The organism is Parasphingomonas caseinilytica, assembly GCF_036663755.1.
GTDB lineage: Bacteria > Pseudomonadota > Alphaproteobacteria > Sphingomonadales > Sphingomonadaceae > Sphingomonas.
The window spans coordinates 35,496-59,003 of record NZ_JAXOJL010000006.1 but is presented as its reverse complement, the minus strand read 5'-3'; the positions used below and the strand labels follow the sequence as shown (position 1 = coordinate 59,003).

Here is a 23,508-nt window from a genome sequence, read left to right as displayed (position 1 = left end):
CCCGGCCCCACCGCCGGCGCTTACTTCACGCCGTGCATCCACTTCTTGAGTGGCCAGGACAGCAGCAACAAGAGCAGGCCGAGGCCGATCGCGATCTCCGAGATCGTCGTGAACACGCCGCTATAGGTGTCGAGGCTGACCTTGAGATTGGTCACCTCGCCACCGACCGTCTCGACGCTCGCCACTTGCGCGACGACGCCGGCGACATATTGCGCGACCGAGATCGACAGGAACCACACGCCCATCATCAGCCCGACGATCCGCGCGATCGACAGCTTGGTGATCATGCTCAGGCCCACGGGCGAGATGCACAATTCGGCAAAGCTGTGGATGAAGTAGAGCCCCGCGAGCCACCACATTGCGACCTTGAAATCGGGGCCTGCGAACGTCGTGCCCCAGACCAGGAAGAAGAAGCCCAAGCCCACGCCGATCAGCGCGATGCCGAACTTCACCGGGATCGACGGTTCCAGGCCGCGTTTGGCGAGGCTGGTCCACAGGAAGCTCATCACCGGTGCCAAAGCGACGATGAAGAACGCGTTGAAGAACTGCGTCTGCCCGGCGGAGATCGGGATGCCGAGCAGCGAGAGCTCGGTGTTGCGATCGGCAAACAGGGTGAGCGACGAGCCGGCCTGTTCGAACAACGTCCAGAACACGACGTTGAACACCACCAGCACCATCGCCGCCAGCATCATCTGGAATTCCTTGCGTGATCCCTTCAGGAACGACCAGATCAGGATGCCCGGTACCGCGATGAGGAAAGTGCCGAACAACAATTTGCCCATCAGCGAGAGCGACGCGATGTAACCGATGATGCCCGAACCCGGCACTTGCGGCGCCATGTTCATCAGATTGACGAACAGCAGATAGAAGGCCGGCACGCCCAGCAAGGCGAGCACGAAGATGCCGAACGCAGGGTCCTTCTGCCCGGAGACGATCGGCGATTCACCGTAACCGGCCAGCTTGCCGCCATCGAACTGGATCAAAGCGAATGAGAACAGCATGCCGATCGCGGCCAGCCCGAACCCGGCCCACCAGCCGACCGCATCGGCGAGGAATGGGCAGAGGATCTGCGAACCGAGCGAACCGAGGTTGATACCCATATAGAAGATCGTGAAGCCGGAATCGCGTCGGCGATCCCCCTGAGCATAGAGTTCACCGACCATGGTCGAGATGTTCGGTTTGAAGAAGCCGTTGCCGACCGAGACCATCGACAGTGCCAGCAGCATCAGCGCGACATAGAAGGGGCTGCGGTCCGCATCGGAAACGAAACCGCCCTTGGCGACGGTCTGCGCGACCTGGCCATCGGCGCGGGTCAGCGTGACGGTGCCGTCGTCATTGCCCTTCACCTTGAGCGGCTCGGCGGTTACGCCGGGGGCGGAATTGGTGACGTAGCGCGTCTCCGCGCCGCCCTCCTGCCGGACCTCGACCGCGTAGCGCTGGCCGTCGATCGTCGCGAATGGCGTCGCGGTCTGGCCGCCGAAACACAATACGAAATAACCGAGCGACATCAGGATCGCGCCGAACTTCACCGCGCGCTTCGATCCGAGATACTGATCGGCGAGATAGCCGCCGATCAACGGCGTGAGATAGACCAGCGCCGTGAACCCGCCATACAGGCCGGTCGCCTGCCGATCGCCGAACACGAAATGCTTGGTGAGATACAGCGTCAGCAGCGCGCGCATGCCGTAATAGCCGAACCGCTCCCACATCTCGGTGGTGAACAGGCGCGCGAGTTGTGGTGGATGGCCGAACCAGGTCTTGGTCTCGGCCGGATTGACGTGGCTGATATCCGGCTCGCCGCGGGAATCCGCGGTGGGGGTGTCGACCATCTTTTCTAAGCTCCCTGAAACACTTGAGGCACCGTCTGGCGCGGTGCCTTGATGGCGGCAGAGACTAACGCCAATCGCCGGGGTGTAAATACGCGAGCGTCGCGACTAGATGGCGGGAATGTTCAACGACCTCTCCACGCCGCTCTCGCTTCTCGCCACGCGCCGATCGGGCAAGCCGCGCGACTTGACCCTGCCCGGGCCGGATGCGGCGCAGATGGCCGACATCCTGACGATCGCCGCGCGCACGCCCGATCACGGCAAGCTGGCCCCGTGGCGCTTCGTGATCGTACCGGACGATCGGCGCGCCGCGCTGGCACAGATCATCACCGATGCGTATCGCGCCGAGCGGCCGCAGGCGGCGCGGCTGGAGATCGAATCGCTCGAGCAATTCGCGCATCAGGCACCGGCATTGGTGGTGGTGATGTTCTCGCCGAAAACGGAGAGTCATATCCCGTTGTGGGAGCAGGAATTGTCGGCCGGCGCGGTGTGCATGAACCTGTTGCACGCGGTGCATGCCAGCGGGTTTGCCGGCGGCTGGCTGACCGGCTGGCCGAGTTTCAGCGATACCGTGCGCGATGCATTCGGCGCGGCCCCGGAGCGGATTGCCGGCTTCATGTTCCTCGGCACGCCGGGCCGGGCGCTGGACGAACGCCCGCGTCCCGATATGAACAGGATCGTGTCGATATGGTCCTAAATGGCACTGGACGAAACGGTTCATTGGTGTATTAAGGCAGCATGACAGCGCTCAACAGCGAAGACAGCCCGGTATATCTGAAGCTGCGTGCGACGATCTCGGCCGCGATCCTGCGCGGCGATTTCCGCGCCGGGGATCAATTGCCGTCGGTCCGCGCGCTCGCCGCCGAACATGGCGCGAACCCCCTGACCGTCGCCAAGGCCTATCAAAGCTTCCAGGACGACGGCTATGTCGAGGTGCGGCGCGGCGTCGGCATGTTCGTGCTGCCGGGTGCGGCGGAGAAACTGAAGGTCGCCGAGCGGGAGCTGTTCCTGAAGACGAGCTGGCCGCGGATTCGCAGCCATATCGATTTGCTCGGGCTGGACGCGGCGGATCTGCTGGAGCGCGAGCGGGTCTGACGCCTGCCGCTCCTCATCGTCATCCCGGCGAAGGCCGGGATCGTCGTGTGGCGGGTGCTGTACTTTCCTCCCAGCGATCCCGGCCTACGCCGGGATGACGGTGTTGCCGTGTCAGGCGACCGGAAACACGCACAACGCCTCGACCTCTTCCACGCTCAGATCGATCCCGAACATCATGCTCAATCGCAGCCGGTAGACGCGCGGATCGGTGATCTCGGCGACAGTCTCCTCGTCGCCGGCGCGGCGGCGATAGACATTGTCGTTCAGGCTCGCGAAGCCCTTGGGCAGGACGGAGCTGACGATCTGCGATCGGGTGAAACGGCTTGCGGGCGAGGTGGCGCACCAATGGTTGCCCATCAGCAGGTCCGATTCCCATACCGGGTTCAGCGTGAAGCTATACTGGCGCTGGAACCCGTCGCCGCCATCGCGCAGGAGCATCCAGCCGAACGTGTCGTCCGCTTCGAGCCGGAAGACCGATCCGTCAGGCGCGGTTGCGGTGGTGCCGTCAGCCAGCGGCATCGGCGGGGTATAGCTGCCGCCGAAACCGGTGTCGGCGATCCAGTACTGCCCATCCACCTGCACCAGACTCAGCGTATGGGTCTGCCCCGGCACCTCATCGGCGGTGTCGACCGGCACCAGCCATACGCGGCCGAGCAATGGTCGCGCGGCGAAGCCCAACGCCGCCAGCGCATCGCCGAACAGCCGGTTATGTTCGAAACAATATCCGCCGCGCCGCGCGGTGACGAGCTTGGCGAACACCGATTCGCTGTCGATGCGGATGGCGCGCCCGAGGATCACGTCGAGATTCTCGAATGGGATCGCCATGCGGTGCGCGCGTTGCAGCCGTTCCAGCCCCGCCGCATCGGGCGAAGGCCGCGCGCCGAGAGCGATGCGCGTGAGATAGGCGTCGAGATCGAAGCTCATGCCGCGAACACGTCCGCCGCGATCGAATAGAGCACATCCGCCTTGGCCGTCGCCGCCGCCTTCAGCCCGAGCGCCTCGGGCACGATCTGTTCGACGTAGAAACGCGACGCTGCGATCTTCATCGCCAGAAAATCGGACGGCGCGGTTTCGGCGGCGATGCGCCCCTGCCGTTCCATCAGCCAGCCACACACCGCGACCGACAGCATCGTGAGAAACGGATAAGATCCCGCAAGCTTGTCGTCGGCATCGAGTGCCATCATCGCGCGGCCGATCTCGTCGCAGGTGTCGATCAGCGTGATCAGCGTGCGATCCTGCGCCTCGGCCTTCATGTCGGCGATCAGGGCATTGAACGCGCCGCCATTGTCGAGACCCAGCTTGCGCCCGACCAGATCGGCGGCCTGGATGCCGTTGGTGCCCTCGTAGATCGGGGTGATGCGGGCATCGCGGAAGAACTGCGCCGCGCCCGTTTCCTCGATGTAGCCCATGCCGCCGAACACTTGCACGCCGATCGAGGACACTTCGCAGCCGATATCGGTACCGTGCGCCTTGGCGAGCGGCGTCAGTATCTCCAGCCGGTTCTGCGCGCCTGCCTCGCCCAACGTCGCGCGATCGACCTGCGCGGCGGCGAGATAGACCAAAGCGCGCGCGGCCTGTGTCTGCGCCTTCATCCGCATTAGCATGCGGCGCACGTCGGGATGTTCGACGATCTTCACCGAATCGCGGCTGGTGGAACCGGCGCGGGCCGATTGCACGCGCTCCAGCGCATAGGCGACCGCCATCTGCGTCGCGCCTTCGGCGACCTGAACTCCCTGCAGCCCGACATTGAGGCGCGCATTGTTCATCATCGTGAACATCGCGCGGATGCCGCCATATTCGTGGCCGATCAGCTCGCCGATGCAATCGTCATGATCGCCGAAGCTCAGCACGCAGGTGGGCGAGGCGTGCAGGCCCATCTTGTGTTCGATCGAGACGACGCGGACGTCGTTGAACTCGCCCGGCGTGCCATCGTCCTCCTTGAGGCGATATTTCGGGACGAGGAACAGCGAGATGCCCTTGGTCCCGGCCGGCGCATCGGGGGTACGCGCGAGGACGAGGTGGACGATGTTCGGCGCCATGTCGTGATCGCCGAACGAGATGTAGATCTTGGTGCCCTTGATCGACCATTTGCCATCCCCCAGCGGCTTGGCCTGGGTACGCAGCGCGCCGACGTCGGATCCGGCCTGCGGTTCGGTCAGGTTCATCGTGCCGGTCCATTCGCCGGTAGCGAGGTGCGGCAAGTAGAGCGCCTGTTGTTCGGGCGAGCCGTGATGCGCCAGCGCCTCGATCGCGCCGACCGTCAGCGTGGGGGCGAGCGCGAAGCCCATGTTCGCGCTGCCCAGCGTATCGAGCACCGCGGTCTGGATCGCGAAGGGCAGGCCCTGGCCGCCGAATTCCTCCGGCACGCCGATCGTGCCCCAGCCGCCTTCGACATAATCGTGATAGGCCTGCACGAAGCCGTCCGGCATCACCACGCCGTCGGGCGTCCATTTCGCGCCGACCGTATCGCCGGCGCGGGCGAGCGGTGCCCATTCGCCCTCTGCCAATTGGCCTACGCCCTCCAGCACCGCATCCACCACATCGTCGCTGGCGGCGGCGAAGCGTTCGCTCGCGGCGAGGTCCGCGATGCGCGTGATATGGTCCAGCACGAAACGCTGGTCGGCAATGGCGGGGGTGAAGGGCATCGCTCTCTTATCCTGTTGCTTTGCACGGGCTATAGCGTCGGGCCATGGCCGATCCAAATCCCCCCGTCGAGACTCGCGTGTTACCGTACGGCGAGGCCGCGATCCTCGCGGCGGCGCGAGTGATCGCCGGTGGCGGGTGCGTCGCGGTGCCGACCGAGACGGTCTACGGCCTGGCGGCGGATGCGACCGATTCGCGTGCGGTGGCGGGAATCTATGCCGCGAAGGGGCGGCCGAGCTTCAACCCGCTGATCGTGCACGTGCTGGATCTGGCGGCGGCGGAGGCGTTGGCGGTGTTCGACGCGGACGCGCGCGCATTGGCGGCGGCGTTCTGGCCGGGGCCGTTGACGCTGGTGCTGCCGGTGCGCGGGGATTCGGGGCTGGCGTCACTGGTGACGGCGGGGCTGGAGACGGTGGCGGTGCGGGTGTCGGCGCACCGCGCCATGCGTGCGCTGCTGGAGGCAAGCGGCATGCCGCTTGCCGCGCCGTCCGCCAATGCCAGCAACGCGATCAGCCCAACGCGGGCGGCGCATGTGCTGGCCACTTTGGGCGGGCGGATACCGCTGGTGATCGACGACGGGGCGACCGAGGCGGGGCTGGAGTCCACGATCGTGGCTACGTCTGGCGGTGTGCGGATCCTGCGGGAGGGGCCGATTACACTGGAACAGCTTGGCCTCGAGCCCCCTGACGGCGGAAAACCGTCGAGGGGACCGAGGAAGATCATCGCGCCGGGACAGCTTGCTAGCCACTATGCGCCGGGCAAGGCTTTACGGCTGAATGTGACGGAGGCGGGGCAGGGCGAATGGCTGATCGGCTTCGGAGAGGTAGAAGGTGACGCCACACTGTCAGCGACAGGCAATCTCACGGAAGCCGCGGCAAACCTGTTCGACGCCCTGCACCGCGCCGACGCCAGCGACCGGAAGATGATCGCAGTTGCGCCGATCCCGCGTGACGGTATCGGCGCAGCTATAAACGATCGCCTGGCGCGGGCGGCGCATCGATAAAAGGTTTGGCGTATCGCGCAGAGCCGCAAAGAGCGCGGAGAAGAATGAAAAGGAGTGCTGCCGCGCACCTCTTCTCAGCGTCCTCCGCGCTTCTGCGTGAACCCGATCTTCTTCAGGCCGAAACCGCCGCCTTCGATCTTGCGGCGAAGCTCTTGCGCAGTTTCTGCAGCTTGGGGGGGATCACCGCCATGCAATACGGATTGCTGGAGCCGGACGTTTCCCAATATTCCTGATGGTAATCCTCCGCCGGATACCATTCGGCCAGCGGTTCGATCGTCGTCACGATCGGGCCGGACGAGGTCGCGCCGGCGCGCGCCATCGCGGCGCGGGCTTCGGTTTCCTGCTCGTCCGAATGGGGGAAGATCGCCGAGCGGTATTGCGTGCCGACATCGTTGCCCTGGCGGTTGAGCTGCGTCGGATCGTGCGTAGCGAAGAAGATGTCGAGCAGGTCGCCATAATGCAGCTGCGCGGGATCGAAGGTGATGCGGATCGCCTCGGCATGGCCGGTGTCGCCGCCGCACACCTGCTTGTAGGTCGGATTGGCGATATGGCCGCCGATATAGCCGCTCTCGACCTTGGTCACGCCGATCACGTCGTTGAACACGGCCTCGGTGCACCAGAAACATCCCCCCGCGAGGGTGGCGACTTCATTTGCCATTTTGGAAACTCCTTCAATGTAGACTCAAGATAGGAAGCCGGTGGCGCGGCGCAATCGGCGCTGATAGGCAGCGCCGGACTGGACCGAAGACAGGGGTGGCAGAATGCACGATATGACGGTGCTGGTGACGGGCGGTGCGGGCTATATCGGCAGCCATGCGGTGCTGGCGCTGCTCGATGCGGGATATCGCGTCGTCGTGGTCGATAATTTGACCACCGGATTCGACTGGCTGGTCGATCCCCGCGCCACGTTGGTGCAGGGCGATATCGAGGACGACGATCTGGTGCGCGGCACGATCCGCGATCATCGGGTCGGCGCGATCATGCATTTCGCGGGATCGATCATCGTGCCCGAATCGGTCAGCGACCCGCTCAAATATTATCGCAACAACACCGTCGCCAGCCGCGCCGTGCTGGAAAGCGCCGTCATGTGCGGGGTGAAGCATTTCATCTTCTCCTCCACCGCCGCGACCTATGGCACGCCGGAGAAGGTGCCGGTGGCCGAGGCCGATCCGACGATCCCGATCAACCCCTATGGCACGTCCAAATTGATGACCGAGGCGATGCTGCGCGATGTCGCGGCGGCGCACCCGATCAATTATTGCGCGCTGCGCTATTTCAACGTGGCCGGTGCCGATCCGCAACAGCGTTCGGGGCAATCGACCGTCGGCGCGACGCACCTGATTAAGATCGCGGTAGAGGCGGCTTTGGGCAAGCGCGCCAGCGTCGGCGTGTATGGCACCAATTACGACACACCGGACGGCACCGGCGTGCGCGACTACATCCATGTCAGCGATCTCGCCGCCGCGCATGTCGCAGCCCTCGCGGTGCTGATCGCCGAGCCGGCCAAGAGCCACACGCTGAACGCCGGCTATGGCCGGGGCTTTTCCGTGCTCGAAGTGCTCGACGCGGTGGACCGGGTGACCAATATCAAGCTCGATCGCAAGATCGAGGGGCGTCGCGCGGGCGATGCCGGCGAACTGATCGCCGACAATCGCGCGATCCTCGCCACGCTCGACTGGACGCCGAAGCGGGCCGATCTCGACCTGATCGTGGCGGATGCGGTGGCGTGGGAGCGCGCCCTTTCCGAACGCCAGTGACGGAGGATTCAGTGACGGGCGATTCAGTGACGGGCGCTCCGGCACCGCGATCGACGCGGGCGGCGGTGCTGATCCCGTTCGGCATCGTCACGCTGATCTGGGGTTCGACCTGGCTGGTGATCCGCGACCAATTGTCGAGCGTCCCGCCGAGCTGGTCGGTCTGTTACCGCTTCCTCGTCGCTGGCCTCGCGATGATCGTGGTCGCGAAGCTCAGGCGCGAGCGGTTCGCGCTCGATGCGCGCGGCTGGGCGTTTGCCGCGGCGCTCGGGCTCAGCCAGTTCGTGCTCAACTTCAACTTCGTCTATCGTGCCGAGCGGCACATCACGTCCGGCATCGTCGCGGTGGTCTTCGCGCTGATGCTGGTGCCCAATGCCGTGCTGGCGCGCATCCTGCTCGGGCAGCGCATGGGCGGCCAGCTGATCGCCGGATCGGCGGTGGCGATGGCCGGGATCGTTCTGCTGTTCCTGCACGAGGCGCGGCTGTCGCCGAATGGCGTGGGCGAGACGATGCTCGGCATCGGCTTCACCCTGACCGCGATCCTGTGCGCATCGAGCGCGAACATCCTGCAGGCGACCGAAACCGCGAAACGCTATCCGATGGTGCCGACGCTGGCGGTGGCGATGCTGATCGGCGCGGCGATCGATGCCGTGGTCGCGCTGTCGCTGTCGGGCCCGCCGGTGTTCGAATGGCGCGCCAATTATGCCGGGGGCATATTGTATCTCGCCCTGTTCGGATCGGCGCTCAGCTTCCCGCTCTATTTCCACGTCATCCGGCAGATCGGGCCGGCCAAGGCGGCCTATTCGGGCGTGATGGTGCCGGTGATCGCGATGCTGCTGTCCACCGTCTTCGAAGGTTATCTTTGGTCGCCGCTGGCGGTGTCCGGCGCGGTGTTGGCGGGAGCCGGGCTGATCATCGCGCTCAGGGCGCGCAGGCCCAACCGGTAATCCGGATAGAGCGGGCGCCAGCCCAATACGCGCTTCGCCTTGAGGTTCGCGACGCGGCGATTCTCGGCATAGAAAGCGCGCGCCATCGGCGACAGCGTATCGAGCGTGACGAAGGGCGGCGCATCCCGGCCCAGCAGGCGGGCGGCCAGCGCGATGACGTCATTCTGTCCGCACGGCACATCGTCAGACAAATTGTACGCGCCCGCCGGTGCGTCGAGCGCGGCGATCACGCCCGAGACGATGTCATCGACATGCACGCGGCTGAAGACCTGATCCGGCAGGTCGATGCGATGTGCCTTGCCTTGCCGCACGCGGTCCAGCGCCGATCGGCCCGGGCCGTAGATGCCCGGCAGGCGGAACACCCGCGCGCCGCGCGCCAGCCACGCCGCATCCGCCGCCGACCGTGCGCCGCGCCGGCCGCGGATCGGCGCGCCTTCATCGACCCACGCGCCACCCGCATCGCCATAGACGCCGGTGGAGGAGAGATAACCGAGCCACGCATTCGATCGGGCGAGTGCATCGCCATATTTGGCGAGTACTGGGTCCGTGTCGTCGGCGGGCGGGACGGAGGACAGGATGTGCGTCGCCAGCGCGAGTTCACGGGTGATGGCGGCGGTGTCGCCGAAGCGCAGCGTGTCGTCGCGCCCGTTTTGCGTGGTGCCGACGATTTGCCAGCCCTTCGCGCCGAGCGCGGAGGCGATGCGCTCGGCGGTATAGCCGAGGCCGAAGATCAACAGGCGGGGCATGCTCTTTCCTAACCTAAGGCACTTCCCCGGCGAAGGCCGGGGCCCAGTCGGAAAGGTCGAGGTGGAGGGCGCACCGCCAACCTATGCAACGCTCTACTCCTGGACCCCGGCCTTCGCCGGGGAAGCGTGGAGGGGAGGATGGCGGTTATTTCGCCCCATAGCCCTTATACAGCAGCCCGAAGAAATCGCCCTTGTTCCAGCGCGGCCGCTCGTCCCCATCGGCGATCTCGCGCGCGATCGCATAGTTCACGCTGACGAAGCGCACGCCCTGTGCCCAATCCAGCGGCTGCCACGCCTCGTCCGAGGGTTTGTGATAATGACGCGCGAAAAAATCGGCATAGGCGGCCTTGCCCGGCCCGGCCTGTCCCGGCCACAGGAACACCGAGGGCACGCCCTGCTGCACGAAGCGGTAGTGATCGGAGCGGACGAAGAACCCCTGCGACGGGTCCGGGTCCGGCCCCATATGCACGCCCAGCGCCTCGACCGCTTTCGATACGATCGGCCCCAGCGTCGAACGATCCGCGCCGTAGACCGTCATGTCCTCGAACGCGAAGGTCAGGATCGGCATGTCGAGATTGACGTCGGCGACGATCGTGGAGATCGGCACGGTCGGGTGGTTGGCGAAATAATCCGCGCCGACCAGCCCCTTCTCCTCCGCCGTCACGGCCAGGAACATCACGGTGCGACGCGGCGGCTTGCCGCTGGTCTTGAAGCGCTTGGCCTCCTCGATCAGGCTGGCGATGCCGACGGCATTGTCCTCCGCGCCATTGTAGATCGTGTCGCCGGTCTCGTCCGCGCGGCCGACGCCGAGATGGTCGAGATGCGCGGAGAGGACGACGACTTCCTTGCCCAGCTTCGGATCGCTGCCGGGGATGATGCCGACGACATTGCTGCTCAGGCCGCTCTCGAAACTCGTCCTGATCGATACCGCGAGACTGCCCGGCAGCGGTTCGGCGACGAAACTCGCCTCGCTGTCGGCGGCGCGCTTCAGCAGTTCGGCCCAGGGGGTTTTGGTGCCGGCGAACAGTTTCGCCGCGCCGGCCGGGCTCAGCGTGGCCAGCACGGGTACGCCGTTGCGATTCCCCGTGCCGTCGGGCTTGGCCCAGGTGGTGCGCGTGCCGTCCCAACGCTGCGTCGTCCGGGCGAAGGCCGCGCCGCCGTCGCGCGCGAGCACGATCGCGCCGACCGCACCCTGCGCCTCGGCGATCGCCGCCTTGGTGGCGGGCGACGAGAAATGCGCGCGCTCCTCGCTTTGCAGGCTGGCCGGCGCGCCGGCGAAATAGGCGACGATCCTGCCCTTCACGTCGACCCCGGCATAATCGTCGCGCTTGCTGTCCGGCGCAATCAGGCCGTAGCCGACGAACACCACCGGCGCATCGATCACCGTGGCGCGTGCGCCGGGATCGACACCGGTCGCATAATCCTCCCCGAACACCAGCTTCTGCGGCGAGGTGCCCTTGCGCGTCAGGATCAGGTCGCCGCGATCGGCGGCACGATAGGTGGTCAGCGGCACCTTCTGCAAATAGCCGCCGTCGTCGCCGGCCGGTCGCAGCCCCGCGGCATAGAATTGCGACGCGACATATTGCGCGGCGATATCGTATTCCGGGCTGCCCGCCTCGCGCCCGCGCATCGCATCGGAGGCGAGGAACACGACATGCGCCTTCATCGCTGCCTGATCGTCGGGCAATATTCTGGTCAGTTCGGCGTTGATCGCCTTCATATCGCGCGGTTTGACTACTGGCGCGGTGGGCGGGGCGGGCGGTACCGGGGGCTTCTTCTGGGCGCTCGCCGCCGCTGCCATGGCCAGCAGAATGCCTGCGCCGATCGTCCGAACCATTCGTGTCTGCCTTTTACATGCCCCGCATCATCGGGGTAGCACGCGCATTGCGGCGCGCAAGTGTGGCGATTTCTATGGCATAGCCGCCGCGGCCTCCTGTAAGTCGGGCTCATGCTCGACATACAGACCGCCACCGCCATTCCTCACGTCACCCGCCGCGCGGACTATATGCCGCCCGACTGGCAGGTGCCCGAGATCGCGCTCGACTTCGCGCTGGATGCGTCGGCGACGCAGGTCCGCGCGACGATGCGGGTGGTGCGCAATGGCGTGCATGATCGGCCGCTGGTGCTGGATGGCGGCGGGCAGACGCCGCTGTCGGTCAAGGTCGACGGGGTCGCGGTCAACGACTGGCGGCTGGAGGGCGGCGCGCTGGTGATTCCGCTCACCGGTTCGGACCATGTGATCGAGACCGAGGTCGAGATCGCACCCGATCGCAACACGCAGCTGATGGGCCTGTATGCCTCGGGCGGCAATCTCTGCACGCAATGCGAGGCGGAAGGGTTCCGCCGCATCACCTTCTTCCCCGATCGGCCCGATGTGCTGAGCACCTACAGGGTGCGCATGGCGGCGGACAAACAGCGTTATCCGGTGCTGCTCGCCAATGGCGATCCGGTCGCGGCGGGTGATGAGGCGGACGGGCGGCATTGGGCGGAATGGCACGATCCGTTCCCCAAGCCGTCCTATCTGTTCGCACTGGTCGCCGGCGATCTCGTCGCCAACACGGCGACCTTCACCACGCGTTCGGGCCGCGACGTGGCGCTCGGCATCTGGGTGCGCGCCGCCGATCTGGCCAAGACCGAACATGCGCTGGCCGCGCTGCAGACCGCGATGAAGTGGGACGAGGACGTCTATGGCCGCGAATACGATCTCGATGTGTTCAACATCGTTGCGGTGGACGATTTCAACTTCGGCGCGATGGAGAATAAGGGGCTGAACATCTTCAACAGCCGCTACATCCTGGCCGATGCGGATACCGCGACGGATTACGATTTCGATGCGATCGCCGCCGTCGTGGCGCACGAATATTTCCACAATTGGTCGGGCAATCGCGTCACCTGCCGCGACTGGTTCCAATTGTCGCTGAAGGAAGGCTTCACCGTCTTCCGCGACCAGGGATTTTCCGCCGATCAGGGCAGTGCGGCGGTTAAGCGGATCGAAGATGTGCGCGGCCTGCGCGCGGCGCAATTCCCGGAGGATTCGGGGCCGCTCGCGCACCCGATCCGCCCGGACGAATATCAGGAGATCTCGAACTTCTACACCGCCACGATCTATAACAAGGGGGCCGAGGTGATCCGCATGATCGCCACGATCCTGGGGGCGGAGCGCTTTCGCGCGGGGTCGGACCTGTATTTCGATCGCTTCGACGGCACGGCGGCGACGTGCGAGGATTTCGTCGCGGCGATGGAGGCGGGCAGCGGGGCGGACCTGTCGCAATTCCGGCTGTGGTATTCGCAGGCCGGCACGCCGCGCGTCACCGCTGCGCTGTCGTACGATGCGGACAATGCGCGCTCCACGCTGACGCTCACGCAACGCGTGCCGCCGACGCCGGGCCAACCGGACAAGCGGCCGATGGTGCTGCCGCTCAGGCTCAAGCTGTTCGGCGCGGACACTGCGGGCACGCTGGTGCCCGAACACCTGGTGCTGCTCGACGGCGCGAGCGAGCGGATCGTGTTCGAAGGCGTCACCGAACGTCCGGTCCTGTCGATCAACCGTGGTTTCTCCGCACCCGTGGTGCTGGAAACCGATCGTACCGCCGCCGATCTCGCCTTTCTCAGCGCGCATGACGATGATCCGTTCGCGCGCTACGAGGCGATGCAGCAATTGATGCTCGACACTTTGGTGGACGGCGCGACGAACGGTCAGGCCGACCATAAGGCGGTGATCGCCGCAGTCGCCAACACGCTGGGCGATGCCGCGCTCGATCCCGCGTTCATCGCCGAGGCGGTGCTGCTGCCGTCGGACAGCTTCATCGGCGATCAGATGACTTTGGTCGATCCCGAAGCGATCTTCCGCGCGCGCGAGGCGCTGCGCCGCGATCTCGGCAAGGCACTCGATGCGCGGTGGCGCGCGGTGTATGAAGGCGCGCGGGCGGACCGGTTCGTCTATTCCCCCGCCGCCAAGGGCCTGCGCCGCCTGAAGACGGTGGCGCTCGGCTACATCGCGGCGAGCGGCGCGGCGGATGCGGCGGCCCTGGCGTTCAAGCAGTTCGAGGCGGCGGACAATATGACCGACCGGCAGGGCGCGCTGGCGACGTTGGTCGCCGGGGACTCGCCGGAGCGGATCGCCGCGCTCGACATCTTCTACAATCGCTATTCGGACAATGCGCTGGTGCTCGACAAATGGTTCCAGACCCAGGCGCTGTCCGCGCGCGACGACACGCTGGCGCAGGTCGAGGCGCTGTCGCGCCACCGCGATTTCACGCTGGCCAACCCCAACCGCGCACGCGCGCTGATCGGCGCATTCAGCGTCAACCAGCGCGCGTTCAACGCTGCCAGCGGGGCGGGCTATCGTTTCGTCGCGGATCAGCTAATCGCGCTCGACAAGCTCAACCCGCAGACCGCGGCGAAACTGATCCCGCCGCTCGGCCGCTGGCGCCGCTTCGGCGAGGCACGCGCGGCGTTGATGCGCGGTGAGCTGGAGCGGATCGTGGCGACGCCGGGCCTGTCGAAGGATATGTTCGAACAGGCATCGAAGAGTTTGGCGGGTTAGGTCGAGCGAGTACGAGGCACCCGCGCTCGTCTCCCCTCCCTGGAAGGGAGGGGTTGGGTCGGCCCGACCAATTCTCCGACCTTGGCGATGATGGCTTCCGCCACGCCGTCCGGGTTAGTCATCGCATCCAAATTCCAGAACCGCAGCACGGTCCAGCCGAGACCCTCCAGCCAAGTTGTGCGTTCCAGATCATATTCGGAATCCACGTGCTGACTGCCGTCGAACTCTACCGCCAGTTTTACCCGGCGGCACGCCAGATCGATGATATAGCTTCCGATCGACAATTGCGTCGTGAACCGTGGCCGGTAGTCGTGGAGCCGTCGCCAGATCAGCGCTTCTGCGTCGGTGCGATGCTTGCGTAAATCGCGAGCGCGCTGTTTCATCACGGGTGAGATGCGCGGCATTCGCCAAATCTGACCGTAGAGCATGTGGATGGCAACCCACCCCCGACCCCTCCCTTCCAGGGAGGGGAGTTAAAAGAGCCGTCCTCCGTTCGGCACGCCCTCGCTCGGCGTCACCAGGACGACTTTCCCTTCCGCATCGGGAAAGCCGAGCGTCAGCACTTCGGACATCACCGGGCCGATCTGGCGTGGCGGGAAGTTCACCACCGCCGCCACCTGCCGCCCGGGCAAATCCGCCAGTGCATAATGTTCGGTGATCTGCGCCGAGGAGCGCTTCACGCCGATCGCCGGCCCGAAATCGATCACCAATTTATACGCCGGCTTGCGCGCCTCCGGGAATGGCAGCGCCTCCAGGATCGTGCCGACGCGGATGTCGACCTTCAGGAAATCGTCGAACGCGATCATCTCCGCCGCGCCCGCCTCAGCCTCGTGCGATACGTGCATCAGAAATTGACGTCGTCATAGTGCGAGGGTGGGGAAATGCCCTCCATCCGCTCGGACAATAAAGGGCGGAAACTGGGCCGGCTCTTCATGCCGGCATACCAGCGCGCGGTTTCCTCGTGATTCTTCCAGTCGATCCCGCCGAGATAATCGGCCACTGAAATCTGTGCCGCCGCCGCCAGATCGGCAAGGCTCATGGTCGTGCCGGCGATCCAGTTGTGATGGCCGAGCAGGTAATCGGTATAATCCAGATGCCGCACCGCCGCCTTCATCGATTCGCGCAGCGTCTTCGAATCCGGCGATTCCTTAGTCACCAGCCGCTTCATCATGCGCTCGTGCAGCAACGGCGCGGTGACGTCGGCGAAGAATTGCGTGTCGAACCACGCGACCAGCCGGCGGATCTCGGCGCGGTTGGTCGCCGTGCCGTTGATCATCGCCGCCTTGTCGACCGTTTCCTCGAGATATTCGCAGATCGCCATTGAATCCATCAACAGGATCTTGCGAGTCTCGTCGGTCATCACCGGCACTTGTCCCGCCGGGTTCATGTCGAGAAACTCGTCGCGCCGTTCCCACGGCCGTTCGCGCACGAGTTCATAGCCGACGCCCTTCTCGCCCAGAAGCAGGCGCACCTTGCGCGAGAAGGGACACAGCGCGAATTGATGGAGTTGCCACATGAGACGCTTGTTAAGCCAAGCCGGAGGCCGTCGGAAGGGGTTGCGACGTCTTGGCCCGCATTATATGATTATCGAGTATTTTCTAGAAAGCGTGTCGCATGGGCATCAGCATCAAGCACGAAGAAATCGAGCGGCTGATCCGCCAACTCGCCAGCCAGCGGCAAAGCAGCATGGTTCAGGCAATTGGCATCGCGGTGCGCAACGAGTTGGAACGAAGCGGTTCCGTCCCGATGACCGATGAGGAGCGCGCGCGCCGGATGGCGGCGATCCGAAAAATTCAAGACGAGGTGGCGGCTGGTGGAATCGACTGGTCCGAAACAGATGACGAGATTCTCGGTTATGACGAGTTCGGCGTGCCTGAGCAGCCATACCTGTCGTGATTTCGGTCGATAGCTCGGCAATCCTGGCAATCTTGTTCCGTGAATCCGACGCGAACGATTTTATCGATACGCTGCTCGACAACGAAACGGTCATTGCCGCGCCTACGCTGGTTGAAATGCGGACCGTCGTTACGCGCCGCAAGGTTCTGGAAGGGTTTGATCAGCTTGACAATATTCTGACCGAGACGAAATCGACCGTGATCGCGTTCGATGCCGAGATGGCAATTATCGCCGGACTCGCATTCGTCAAATACGGCAAGGGCAACCACCCCGCCAAGCTCAATTTCGGTGATTGCATGGCCTATGCGCTGGCGAAGTCGCTGGACGTGCCTTTGCTCTATAAAGGCAACGACTTCGCCCAGACCGACATCCGCTCCGCGCGGGCCTGAGCCTTCACTCCGCCGCGATCACCTCCAGGCTGTCGTCCAGCGGGTGCGCCAGGCGGCCGAGCATTTCCTTCGGCACCACCTGCCAGAAGCGCTCCACCGCACGACCCCAATCGTCGAGCAACGCGCCGGACCATTTGCTGTCGGTCGCGGCATGATGCGCGCGGACGAGGTTGAGCAGCACCGCCTCCCAATGCATCGAGGACAGGCGATTCCAGGTGATGTTCTCCGGATTGGCGCGGCGTTCGAAACTGTCGTCGGCATCGTAGACGAAGGCCATGCCGCCGGTCATCCCCGCACCGAAGTTCGTGCCCACGCTGCCCAGCACCACCGCGATGCCGCCGGTCATGTACTCGCACCCGTTGGCGCCGCAGCCCTCGACCACCACGGTCGCGCCGGAATTGCGCACCGCGAAGCGTTCGCCCGCCTGGCCCGCCGCGAGCAGGCTGCCCGAGGTCGCGCCGTACAGCACGGTGTTGCCGATGATCGTATTGTCCTGGCTCGCCAGCGTCGAGCTGACCATCGGGCGCACGACGATCTTGCCGCCGGACAGGCCCTTGCCGACATAATCGTTGGCGTCGCCGAACACTTCCAGCGTGATGCCCTTGCACAGGAACGCGCCGAGGCTTTGCCCCGCCGAGCCGCGCAGGCGGACATGAACGTGGCCGTCGGCGAGCGTGGACATGCCGAACTTCGACGTGATCTCGCTCGACAGGCGCGTGCCGACCGCGCGGTGCGTGTTGCGCACCGAATAGGTCAGCTGCATCTTCTCGCCCCGGCTGAACACGGCGGCGGCGTCGCTGATCATCTGCGCGTCGAGACTGTCGGGCACCTCATTGCGCCACGTCGTCAGGCTGAAACGGCGCTGGTCGTCCGGCGCATCGACCTTGGCGAGGATCGGGTTGAGATCGAGATCGTCGAGATGCTCCGCCCCGCGGCTGACCTGGCGCAGCAATTCGGTGCGCCCGATCACCTCGTCCAGGCTGCGGAAGCCCAGCCGCGCGAGGATGTCGCGCACTTCCTCGGCGATGAAGGTCATCAGGTTGATGACCTTTTCCGGCGTGCCGGTGAATTTCTGCCTGAGCGCCTCGTTCTGCGTGCAGACGCCGACCGGGCAGGTGTTCGAATGGCATTGCCGCACCATGATGCAGCCCATCGCCACCAGGCTGAGCGTGCCGATGCCGAATTCCTCCGCGCCCAGGATTGCCGCGATGACGATGTCGCGCCCGGTCTTCAGACCCCCGTCGGTGCGCAGCTTGATGCGCCCGCGCAGGCCGTTGAGGGTCAACGTCTGATTGACTTCCGACAGGCCCATTTCCCACGGCGTTCCGGCATATTTGATGCTGGTCTGCGGGGAGGCACCCGTGCCGCCGACATGGCCCGCGACAAGGATGACATCGGCATGCGCCTTGGCGACACCCGCCGCGACCGTGCCGATGCCCGCCGACGAAACAAGCTTCACGCACACCCGCGCGCGCGGATTGATCTGCTTCAGATCGTAGATCAGCTGGGCCAGATCCTCGATCGAATAGATGTCGTGGTGCGGCGGCGGCGAGATGAGCGTCACGCCCGGAGTTGCGTGGCGCAACTTCGCGATAAATTCGGTCACCTTGAAGCCGGGCAATTGCCCACCCTCGCCGGGCTTGGCGCCCTGCGCGACCTTGACTTCGATCTCCTCGCACGCGCCGAGATATTCCGCCGTGACGCCGAAGCGCCCGCTGGCGATCTGCTTGACGCCCGAGTTCGCATTGTCGCCGTTGGCATAGGGCGTATATCTCGCGCGGTCCTCGCCGCCTTCGCCCGACACCGCCTTCGCGCCGATCCGGTTCATCGCGATCGCCAGCGTTTCGTGCGCTTCTGGCGAGAGCGCGCCCAAGGACATGCCCGGCGTCACGAAGCGCTTGCGGATCGCGGTGATCGCCTCGACCTGATCGACCGCAACGCCTTCGTCGGGGAAGTTGAACTGCAGCAGATCGCGCAGATAGACTGGCGGCAACGCCTCCACCCCGCGCGAGAATTGCAGATAGGTCGAATAGCTGTCGGTCGCGACCGCGCTTTGCAGCAGGTGCATCAGTTGCGCGGAATAAGCATGCGTTTCGCCGGTGTGGCGCTGGCGATAGAAGCCACCGATCGGCAGGTGCGTGACGACCGAATCGTACGCCGCCTCATGCCGGTCGGTCGCGTTGACGAACAGGGACGCATAGCCCTCGCCCGAAATCTTCGCCGGCATGCCGGGGAAGAAATCGTTGACCAAAGCGCGGCTCAAACCGACCGCCTCGAAATTATAGCCGCCGCGATAGGAGGAGATCACCGCGATCCCCATCTTCGACATGATCTTCAGCAGCCCTTCGTCGATCGCCTTGCGATGCCGCTTCAGGCACTCGTCGAGCGATAGATCGCCGAACAGGCCGCGTTCGTGCCGGTCGGCGATCGACGCCTCGGTAAGATAAGCATGCACCGTGGTCGCGCCGACGCCGATCAGCACGGCGTAATAATGCGTATCGAGGCATTCGGCGGTCTGGATGTTGATGCTGGCATAGGACCGCAGGCCCTTGCGCACGAGATGCGTATGCACCGCCGCCGCCGCGAGGACCCCGGCAATCCCCACGCGATCCGGCCCGATCGCCATGTCGCTCAGGAACAATTCGCTCTTGCCCTCGCGCACCGCCTGTTCGGCCTCCTGCCGGATCCGCGTGATCGCGCCGCGCAGCGTTTCGGGCGTGCCGCCGGTTTCGAACGTGCAGTCGATCTCCGCCACCTGCGCTCCGAAGAATCCCTTCAGCCGCGCCCAATCGGCACCGGTCAGCACCGGGCTTTCGAGCACCAGCACGCCGTCCTGCCGTGCCCCGGTGTCGAGGATGTTGGCGAGGTTGCCGAAGCGCGTCTTCAGCGACATCACGTGCCGTTCGCGCAACGGGTCGATCGGCGGATTGGTGACCTGGCTGAAATTCTGCCGGAAGAACTGGCTGATCAGGCGCGGCTTGTCCGATACGACGGCGAGCGGCGTATCGTCGCCCATCGATCCGATCGCCTCCTTCGCGCCCTCGACCATCGGCGACAGGATCAGCTCCATATCCTCCAGCGTCTGGCCGGCGGCGATCTGGCGGCGCGTCAGCTCGCCGCGGGGGAAGCGGGTGCAGGCGTCGCCCGGGGGTGCCGTCAGGTCGTCCACGCTCAGGAACTTGCCGATCATCGCGGCATAGTCCGCCTCGCCGGCGATCTTGTCCTTGATCTCCACATCCTTGAACAATCGGCCTTCTTCCAGGTCGACCGCGATCATCTGGCCCGGCCCCAATCGCCCCTTCTCGACGATGGTCGATTCGGGCACCACGACCATGCCGCTTTCGGAGCCGACGATCAGCAGCCCGTCGCCGGTCAGCGTATAGCGCAAGGGGCGCAACGCATTGCGGTCCATGCCCGCGACCGCCCAGCGGCCATCGGTCATCGCCAGCGCCGCCGGCCCGTCCCACGGCTCCATGACGGAGGCGAGGTATTTGTACATGTCGAGATGCGCGCGCGGCATCTCGCCCTTCGGGCCCCAGGCTTCGGGCACCAGCATCAGCTTGGCGGTCGGCGCATCGCGGCCCGAGCGGCAGATCGCCTCGAACGTCGCATCCAGCGCCGCGGTGTCGGACGCGCCGGCCGGGATCACCGGCTTGATGTCCTCGCTATGCTCGCCGAACGCTAGGCTCGCCATCTTGATCTCGTGGCTGAGCATCCAGTTCTTGTTGCCGCGGATCGTGTTGATCTCGCCATTGTGCGCCAGGCAGCGGAACGGCTGCGCCAGCCACCATTGCGGGAAGGTGTTGGTCGAATAGCGCTGATGGAAGATCGCCACGCGGCTTTCGAAGCGCTGGTCCTGCAGATCGGGATAGAAGACCGACAGGGATTCCGCGAGGAACAGGCCCTTGTAGATGATCGACCGGCATGACAGGCTGCAGATGTAGAAGCCCTGGATCTGCGCCGCGATCACGCGCTTCTCGATCCGGCGGCGGACGAGATACAGGTTCTTCTCGAACTCGGCGGCGGACTGTTCGTCGGGCAACGGCCCGGCGATCATGATCTGCTCGATCTCAGGGCGCGTCGCCTGCGCCTTCTGCCCGATCACCGAGACGTCGACCGGCACCTGACGCCAGCCATAGATGGTATAGCCTTCCTCGATGATCGCGGCCTCCACGATCGTCCGGCAATCCTCCTGCGCGCCGAGATCGGTGCGCGGCAGGAAGATCATGCCCACTGCCAGCCGGTTCGGCATTGCCTTGTGGCCCGATGCGGCGACCGCATCGTCGAAGAATTTCAGCGGCAGATCGACATGCAGCCCGGCGCCGTCACCGGTCTTGCCATCGGCATCCACCGCGCCGCGATGCCACACCGCCTTCAGCGCATCGATCGCCGATTGCACCACGCGGCGCGACGGCGAACCGTCGGTCGCCGCGACGAGACCCACGCCGCAAGCGTCGCCCTCGAATTCGGGGCGGTACATGCCTTCGACGGCGAGGCGTTCGCGTTCGGATTCCATGCTCATGATCCGCTCTTCTTCTTGTTCAACGCCTCGATTTCAGCCTTTAGCGTCGCCATCTGGTCGGGCAGCCGTTGCATTGATCGCGTCATGAGTTGGTTCATCCACGCCCCGACATCCGGATCGGCCATGATCGTCGGGGCCTGCGTAAGATAGGCTTGTCCGGTCGGCGTCGCGAAAAACGCCGCCATCTCGTTCAGCTGTGCCAGCGTGAAGCGACGGGCATAGGCATTGGCCATCGCATCAAGCATTCCGGGAAGACTGGCGATCAGGTCCTTGGTCCCGGCCTCCATCTGGCGCTGAATGAAGCGATCGAACACACCCTGCGCACCCGGCAGCTTTTCCATCGCGGTCTTGAGCTCGGGGTTCTGGCGCAGCGCCCCGACCATGTTCTGCGACATGGCACCCATCATCGATCGCATCATCTGATCACGCGTCGCGGGCGGCATGATCTGATCCATCAGCCGGCGGGCGACGGCCACGCGCACGGGGTCGGGTGCGCTCGTGACGGCGGTTTGCGGTGCCGTCGCCTGCGCCGTGACCGAGATCGGTGCCAACAAGGCGGCGAGGATCAAGCTCTTCATGCCGCCACCTTCGCCGCTGCCGCCTTGGCCCTCAGATATTTGTGCATCGCTGCCGAGACATCGCGCCCGTCCCGGATCGCCCACACCACCAGCGAGGCCCCGCGCACGATATCGCCCGCCGCGAATACGCCGTCGAGGCTGGTCATCAGCGTCTTGCCGACCAGCAATGTGCCCCAGCGCGTCACGCCCAATTCGGGGGCGCCGAACATCGTCGGCAGATCCTCGGCATCGAAGCCCAAAGCCTTGATCACCAGATCGGCCGGCACATCGAAGCCGCCCGCCGGATCGACTTCCGGCGCACGCCGGCCGCTCGCATCGGGTGCGCCGAGGCGCATGCGGCTGGCCTTCACGCTCGTTATCTTGTTGTCGGCGGCGCTCGCGGCGGCGAACGCTTCCGGGGCGGAGAGCCAGACGAACTCGACGCCCTCTTCCTCGGCATTAGCGACCTCGCGCTGCGATCCCGGCATGTTCGCCCGGTCGCGGCGATACAGGCACTTCACCGATGCCGCGCCCTGGCGGATCGAGGTGCGCACGCAATCCATCGCCGTATCGCCGCCGCCGATCACCACGACATGCTTGCCCTCGGCGTTCAGCGAGCCATCGTCGAACGCCGGCACCGCATCGCCGAAGCCCTTGCGGTTGGAGGCGGTGAGGAAATCGAGCGCATCGACCACGCCATGGCTGCCGACGCCGGGTGCCCGGATCGCGCGCGGCTTGTACACGCCGGTGGCGATCAGCACGCCGTCATGGCGCTGGCGCAGTTCGTCGAGGCTCGCATCGCGGCCGACCTCGAAACCTTCGTGGAACACGATGCCACCCTCTTTGAGCCGTTCGACGCGGCGCATCACCACATGCTTTTCCAGCTTGAAACCGGGAATGCCGTAGGTCAGCAGCCCGCCGGCGCGATCGTAGCGATCGTAGACGTGCACCTCATAACCGTAACCGCGCAGATATTCCGCCGCCGCCAGCCCCGCCGGGCCTGCGCCGACCACGCCGACCGATTGCCCGCGTGGGCGGCCGGCGGCGAGCGGCTCGACCCAGCCTTCCTCCCACGCCGTATCGGTGATGAACTTCTCCACCGATCCGATCGTCACCGCGCCATGGCCGGAGAATTCGATCACGCAATTGCCCTCGCACAACCGGTCCTGCGGACAGATGCGGCCGCAGATCTCGGGCATGGTCGAGGTCGAATTGCTCAGCTCATAGGCCTCGCGCAGCCGCCCCTCGGCGGTCAGGCGAAGCCAGTCCGGAATGTGGTTGTGCAGCGGGCAATGCACCGAACAATAGGGCACGCCGCATTGCGAGCAGCGTCCGGCCTGATCCTCGGCGGTGGGGGTTGCGTAGCGGTCGGCGATCTCGCGGAAATCTTCCGCGCGCAATTCTGGTGCGCGTTTGCCGGGGAATGCCTGGGGCGTCTCCACGAATTTCAGCATGGTTTCGGTCATGGGTCTCGCTCGCTTGATCGCGGACCCAATATTACAAATTTACACTGGAGTCACGACAGAAACGACTTTTAGGTAAGCTAAGCTTACCTATATACGCCGTCGATCAAGAAATGCTTCT

The 23,508-nt window shown here is 65.2% G+C and carries 20 protein-coding genes; 8 read left to right on the top strand and 12 right to left on the bottom strand.

Annotated features, from left to right (window positions below; translation table 11 throughout):
- Positions 1 to 20 precede the first annotated feature (20 nt).
- Positions 21 to 1,829, bottom strand: coding sequence for a peptide MFS transporter (locus tag U1738_RS13455; RefSeq protein WP_332789567.1), 1,809 nt, complete (start codon positions 1,827 to 1,829; stop codon positions 21 to 23).
- Between the two features lie 118 nt (positions 1,830 to 1,947).
- Between U1738_RS13455 and U1738_RS13450 the strand changes: the two genes are divergently transcribed.
- Both U1738_RS13450 and U1738_RS13445 read left to right on the top strand, forming a co-directional pair.
- Complete coding sequence (locus U1738_RS13450; protein ID WP_332789759.1) at positions 1,948 to 2,523, top strand: nitroreductase family protein; 576 nt, start codon at positions 1,948 to 1,950, stop codon at positions 2,521 to 2,523.
- Positions 2,524 to 2,564: 41 nt separating this feature from the next.
- Positions 2,565 to 2,921, top strand: coding sequence for a GntR family transcriptional regulator (locus U1738_RS13445; protein WP_332789566.1), 357 nt, complete (start codon positions 2,565 to 2,567; stop codon positions 2,919 to 2,921).
- A 111-nt stretch (positions 2,922 to 3,032) separates the two neighbouring features.
- On the opposite strand, the gene U1738_RS13440 is transcribed toward U1738_RS13445, so the two are convergent.
- Both U1738_RS13440 and U1738_RS13435 read right to left on the bottom strand, forming a co-directional pair.
- On the bottom strand, positions 3,033 to 3,845 hold the full coding sequence (locus U1738_RS13440; RefSeq protein WP_332789565.1) for an arylamine N-acetyltransferase family protein: 813 nt from the start codon (positions 3,843 to 3,845) through the stop codon (positions 3,033 to 3,035).
- Positions 3,842 to 5,566: an acyl-CoA dehydrogenase family protein gene (locus U1738_RS13435; RefSeq protein ID WP_332789564.1), complete on the bottom strand. Its 1,725-nt coding sequence runs from the start codon at positions 5,564 to 5,566 to the stop codon at positions 3,842 to 3,844. Before U1738_RS13435 ends, U1738_RS13440 begins: the two co-directional genes overlap by 4 nt.
- A 44-nt stretch (positions 5,567 to 5,610) precedes the next feature.
- Here U1738_RS13435 and U1738_RS13430 point away from each other — a divergent pair, with 44 nt between their 5' ends.
- Entirely contained in the window at positions 5,611 to 6,567 is a 957-nt protein-coding gene (locus tag U1738_RS13430) for an L-threonylcarbamoyladenylate synthase (RefSeq protein WP_332789563.1), read from the top strand.
- A gap of 112 nt (positions 6,568 to 6,679) precedes the next feature.
- On the opposite strand, the gene msrA is transcribed toward U1738_RS13430, so the two are convergent.
- Positions 6,680 to 7,225, bottom strand: coding sequence for a peptide-methionine (S)-S-oxide reductase MsrA (gene msrA / locus U1738_RS13425; protein WP_332789562.1), 546 nt, complete (start codon positions 7,223 to 7,225; stop codon positions 6,680 to 6,682).
- Positions 7,226 to 7,328: 103 nt separating this feature from the next.
- On the opposite strand from msrA, the gene galE reads away from it, so the two are divergent.
- A complete protein-coding gene (gene galE / locus U1738_RS13420) occupies positions 7,329 to 8,324 on the top strand; it encodes a UDP-glucose 4-epimerase GalE (RefSeq protein ID WP_332789561.1) in 996 nt (331 codons plus the stop codon).
- Positions 8,325 to 8,350: 26 nt separating this feature from the next.
- Positions 8,351 to 9,268, top strand: coding sequence for a DMT family transporter (locus U1738_RS13415; protein WP_332789758.1), 918 nt, complete (start codon positions 8,351 to 8,353; stop codon positions 9,266 to 9,268).
- On the opposite strand, the gene U1738_RS13410 is transcribed toward U1738_RS13415, so the two are convergent.
- Positions 9,178 to 10,014, bottom strand: coding sequence for a Rossmann-fold NAD(P)-binding domain-containing protein (locus tag U1738_RS13410; RefSeq protein ID WP_332789560.1), 837 nt, complete (start codon positions 10,012 to 10,014; stop codon positions 9,178 to 9,180). The two genes, U1738_RS13415 and U1738_RS13410, sit on opposite strands and share 91 nt — an antisense overlap.
- A 145-nt stretch (positions 10,015 to 10,159) precedes the next feature.
- Entirely contained in the window at positions 10,160 to 11,851 is a 1,692-nt protein-coding gene (locus U1738_RS13405) for a M28 family metallopeptidase (protein ID WP_443027020.1), read from the bottom strand.
- Between the two features lie 111 nt (positions 11,852 to 11,962).
- On the opposite strand from U1738_RS13405, the gene pepN reads away from it, so the two are divergent.
- Complete coding sequence (gene pepN, locus U1738_RS13400) at positions 11,963 to 14,560, top strand: aminopeptidase N (protein ID WP_332789559.1); 2,598 nt, start codon at positions 11,963 to 11,965, stop codon at positions 14,558 to 14,560.
- On the opposite strand, the gene U1738_RS13395 is transcribed toward pepN, so the two are convergent.
- The 3 genes from U1738_RS13395 to U1738_RS13385 all read right to left on the bottom strand — a co-directional run bounded on the left by U1738_RS13395 (position 14,557) and on the right by U1738_RS13385 (position 16,076).
- Entirely contained in the window at positions 14,557 to 14,964 is a 408-nt protein-coding gene (locus U1738_RS13395) for an endonuclease domain-containing protein (protein ID WP_332789558.1), read from the bottom strand. The two genes, pepN and U1738_RS13395, sit on opposite strands and share 4 nt — an antisense overlap.
- Before the next feature lie 69 nt (positions 14,965 to 15,033).
- Positions 15,034 to 15,405 carry a tRNA-binding protein gene (locus tag U1738_RS13390; protein WP_332789557.1) on the bottom strand — a complete coding sequence of 124 codons (372 nt, stop codon included), beginning with the start codon at positions 15,403 to 15,405 and terminating at the stop codon, positions 15,034 to 15,036.
- Positions 15,405 to 16,076, bottom strand: a complete 672-nt coding sequence (locus U1738_RS13385; RefSeq protein ID WP_332789556.1) for a glutathione S-transferase family protein — start codon at positions 16,074 to 16,076, stop codon at positions 15,405 to 15,407. The genes U1738_RS13390 and U1738_RS13385 overlap by 1 nt, the downstream gene beginning before the upstream one ends.
- Positions 16,077 to 16,174: 98 nt before the next feature.
- Here U1738_RS13385 and U1738_RS13380 point away from each other — a divergent pair, with 98 nt between their 5' ends.
- Both U1738_RS13380 and U1738_RS13375 read left to right on the top strand, forming a co-directional pair.
- Positions 16,175 to 16,456 (top strand): type II toxin-antitoxin system VapB family antitoxin, encoded by a 282-nt coding sequence (locus U1738_RS13380; RefSeq protein ID WP_332789555.1) that lies wholly within the window; start codon positions 16,175 to 16,177, stop codon positions 16,454 to 16,456.
- Positions 16,453 to 16,845, top strand: coding sequence for a type II toxin-antitoxin system VapC family toxin (locus U1738_RS13375; protein ID WP_332789554.1), 393 nt, complete (start codon positions 16,453 to 16,455; stop codon positions 16,843 to 16,845). The genes U1738_RS13380 and U1738_RS13375 overlap by 4 nt, the downstream gene beginning before the upstream one ends.
- 4 nt (positions 16,846 to 16,849) lie before the next feature.
- Here the strand turns inward: U1738_RS13375 and gltB are convergent, their stop codons facing one another.
- The 3 genes from gltB to U1738_RS13360 are packed head-to-tail and all read right to left on the bottom strand — an operon-like array spanning position 16,850 to position 23,390.
- Positions 16,850 to 21,367 (bottom strand): glutamate synthase large subunit, encoded by a 4,518-nt coding sequence (gltB, locus tag U1738_RS13370; RefSeq protein WP_332789553.1) that lies wholly within the window; start codon positions 21,365 to 21,367, stop codon positions 16,850 to 16,852.
- Positions 21,364 to 21,945 carry a DUF2059 domain-containing protein gene (locus tag U1738_RS13365; RefSeq protein ID WP_332789552.1) on the bottom strand — a complete coding sequence of 194 codons (582 nt, stop codon included), beginning with the start codon at positions 21,943 to 21,945 and terminating at the stop codon, positions 21,364 to 21,366. Before U1738_RS13365 ends, gltB begins: the two co-directional genes overlap by 4 nt.
- Positions 21,942 to 23,390, bottom strand: coding sequence for an NAD(P)-dependent oxidoreductase (locus U1738_RS13360; RefSeq protein ID WP_332789551.1), 1,449 nt, complete (start codon positions 23,388 to 23,390; stop codon positions 21,942 to 21,944). Before U1738_RS13360 ends, U1738_RS13365 begins: the two co-directional genes overlap by 4 nt.
- Between the last annotated feature and the right edge of the window lie 118 nt (positions 23,391 to 23,508).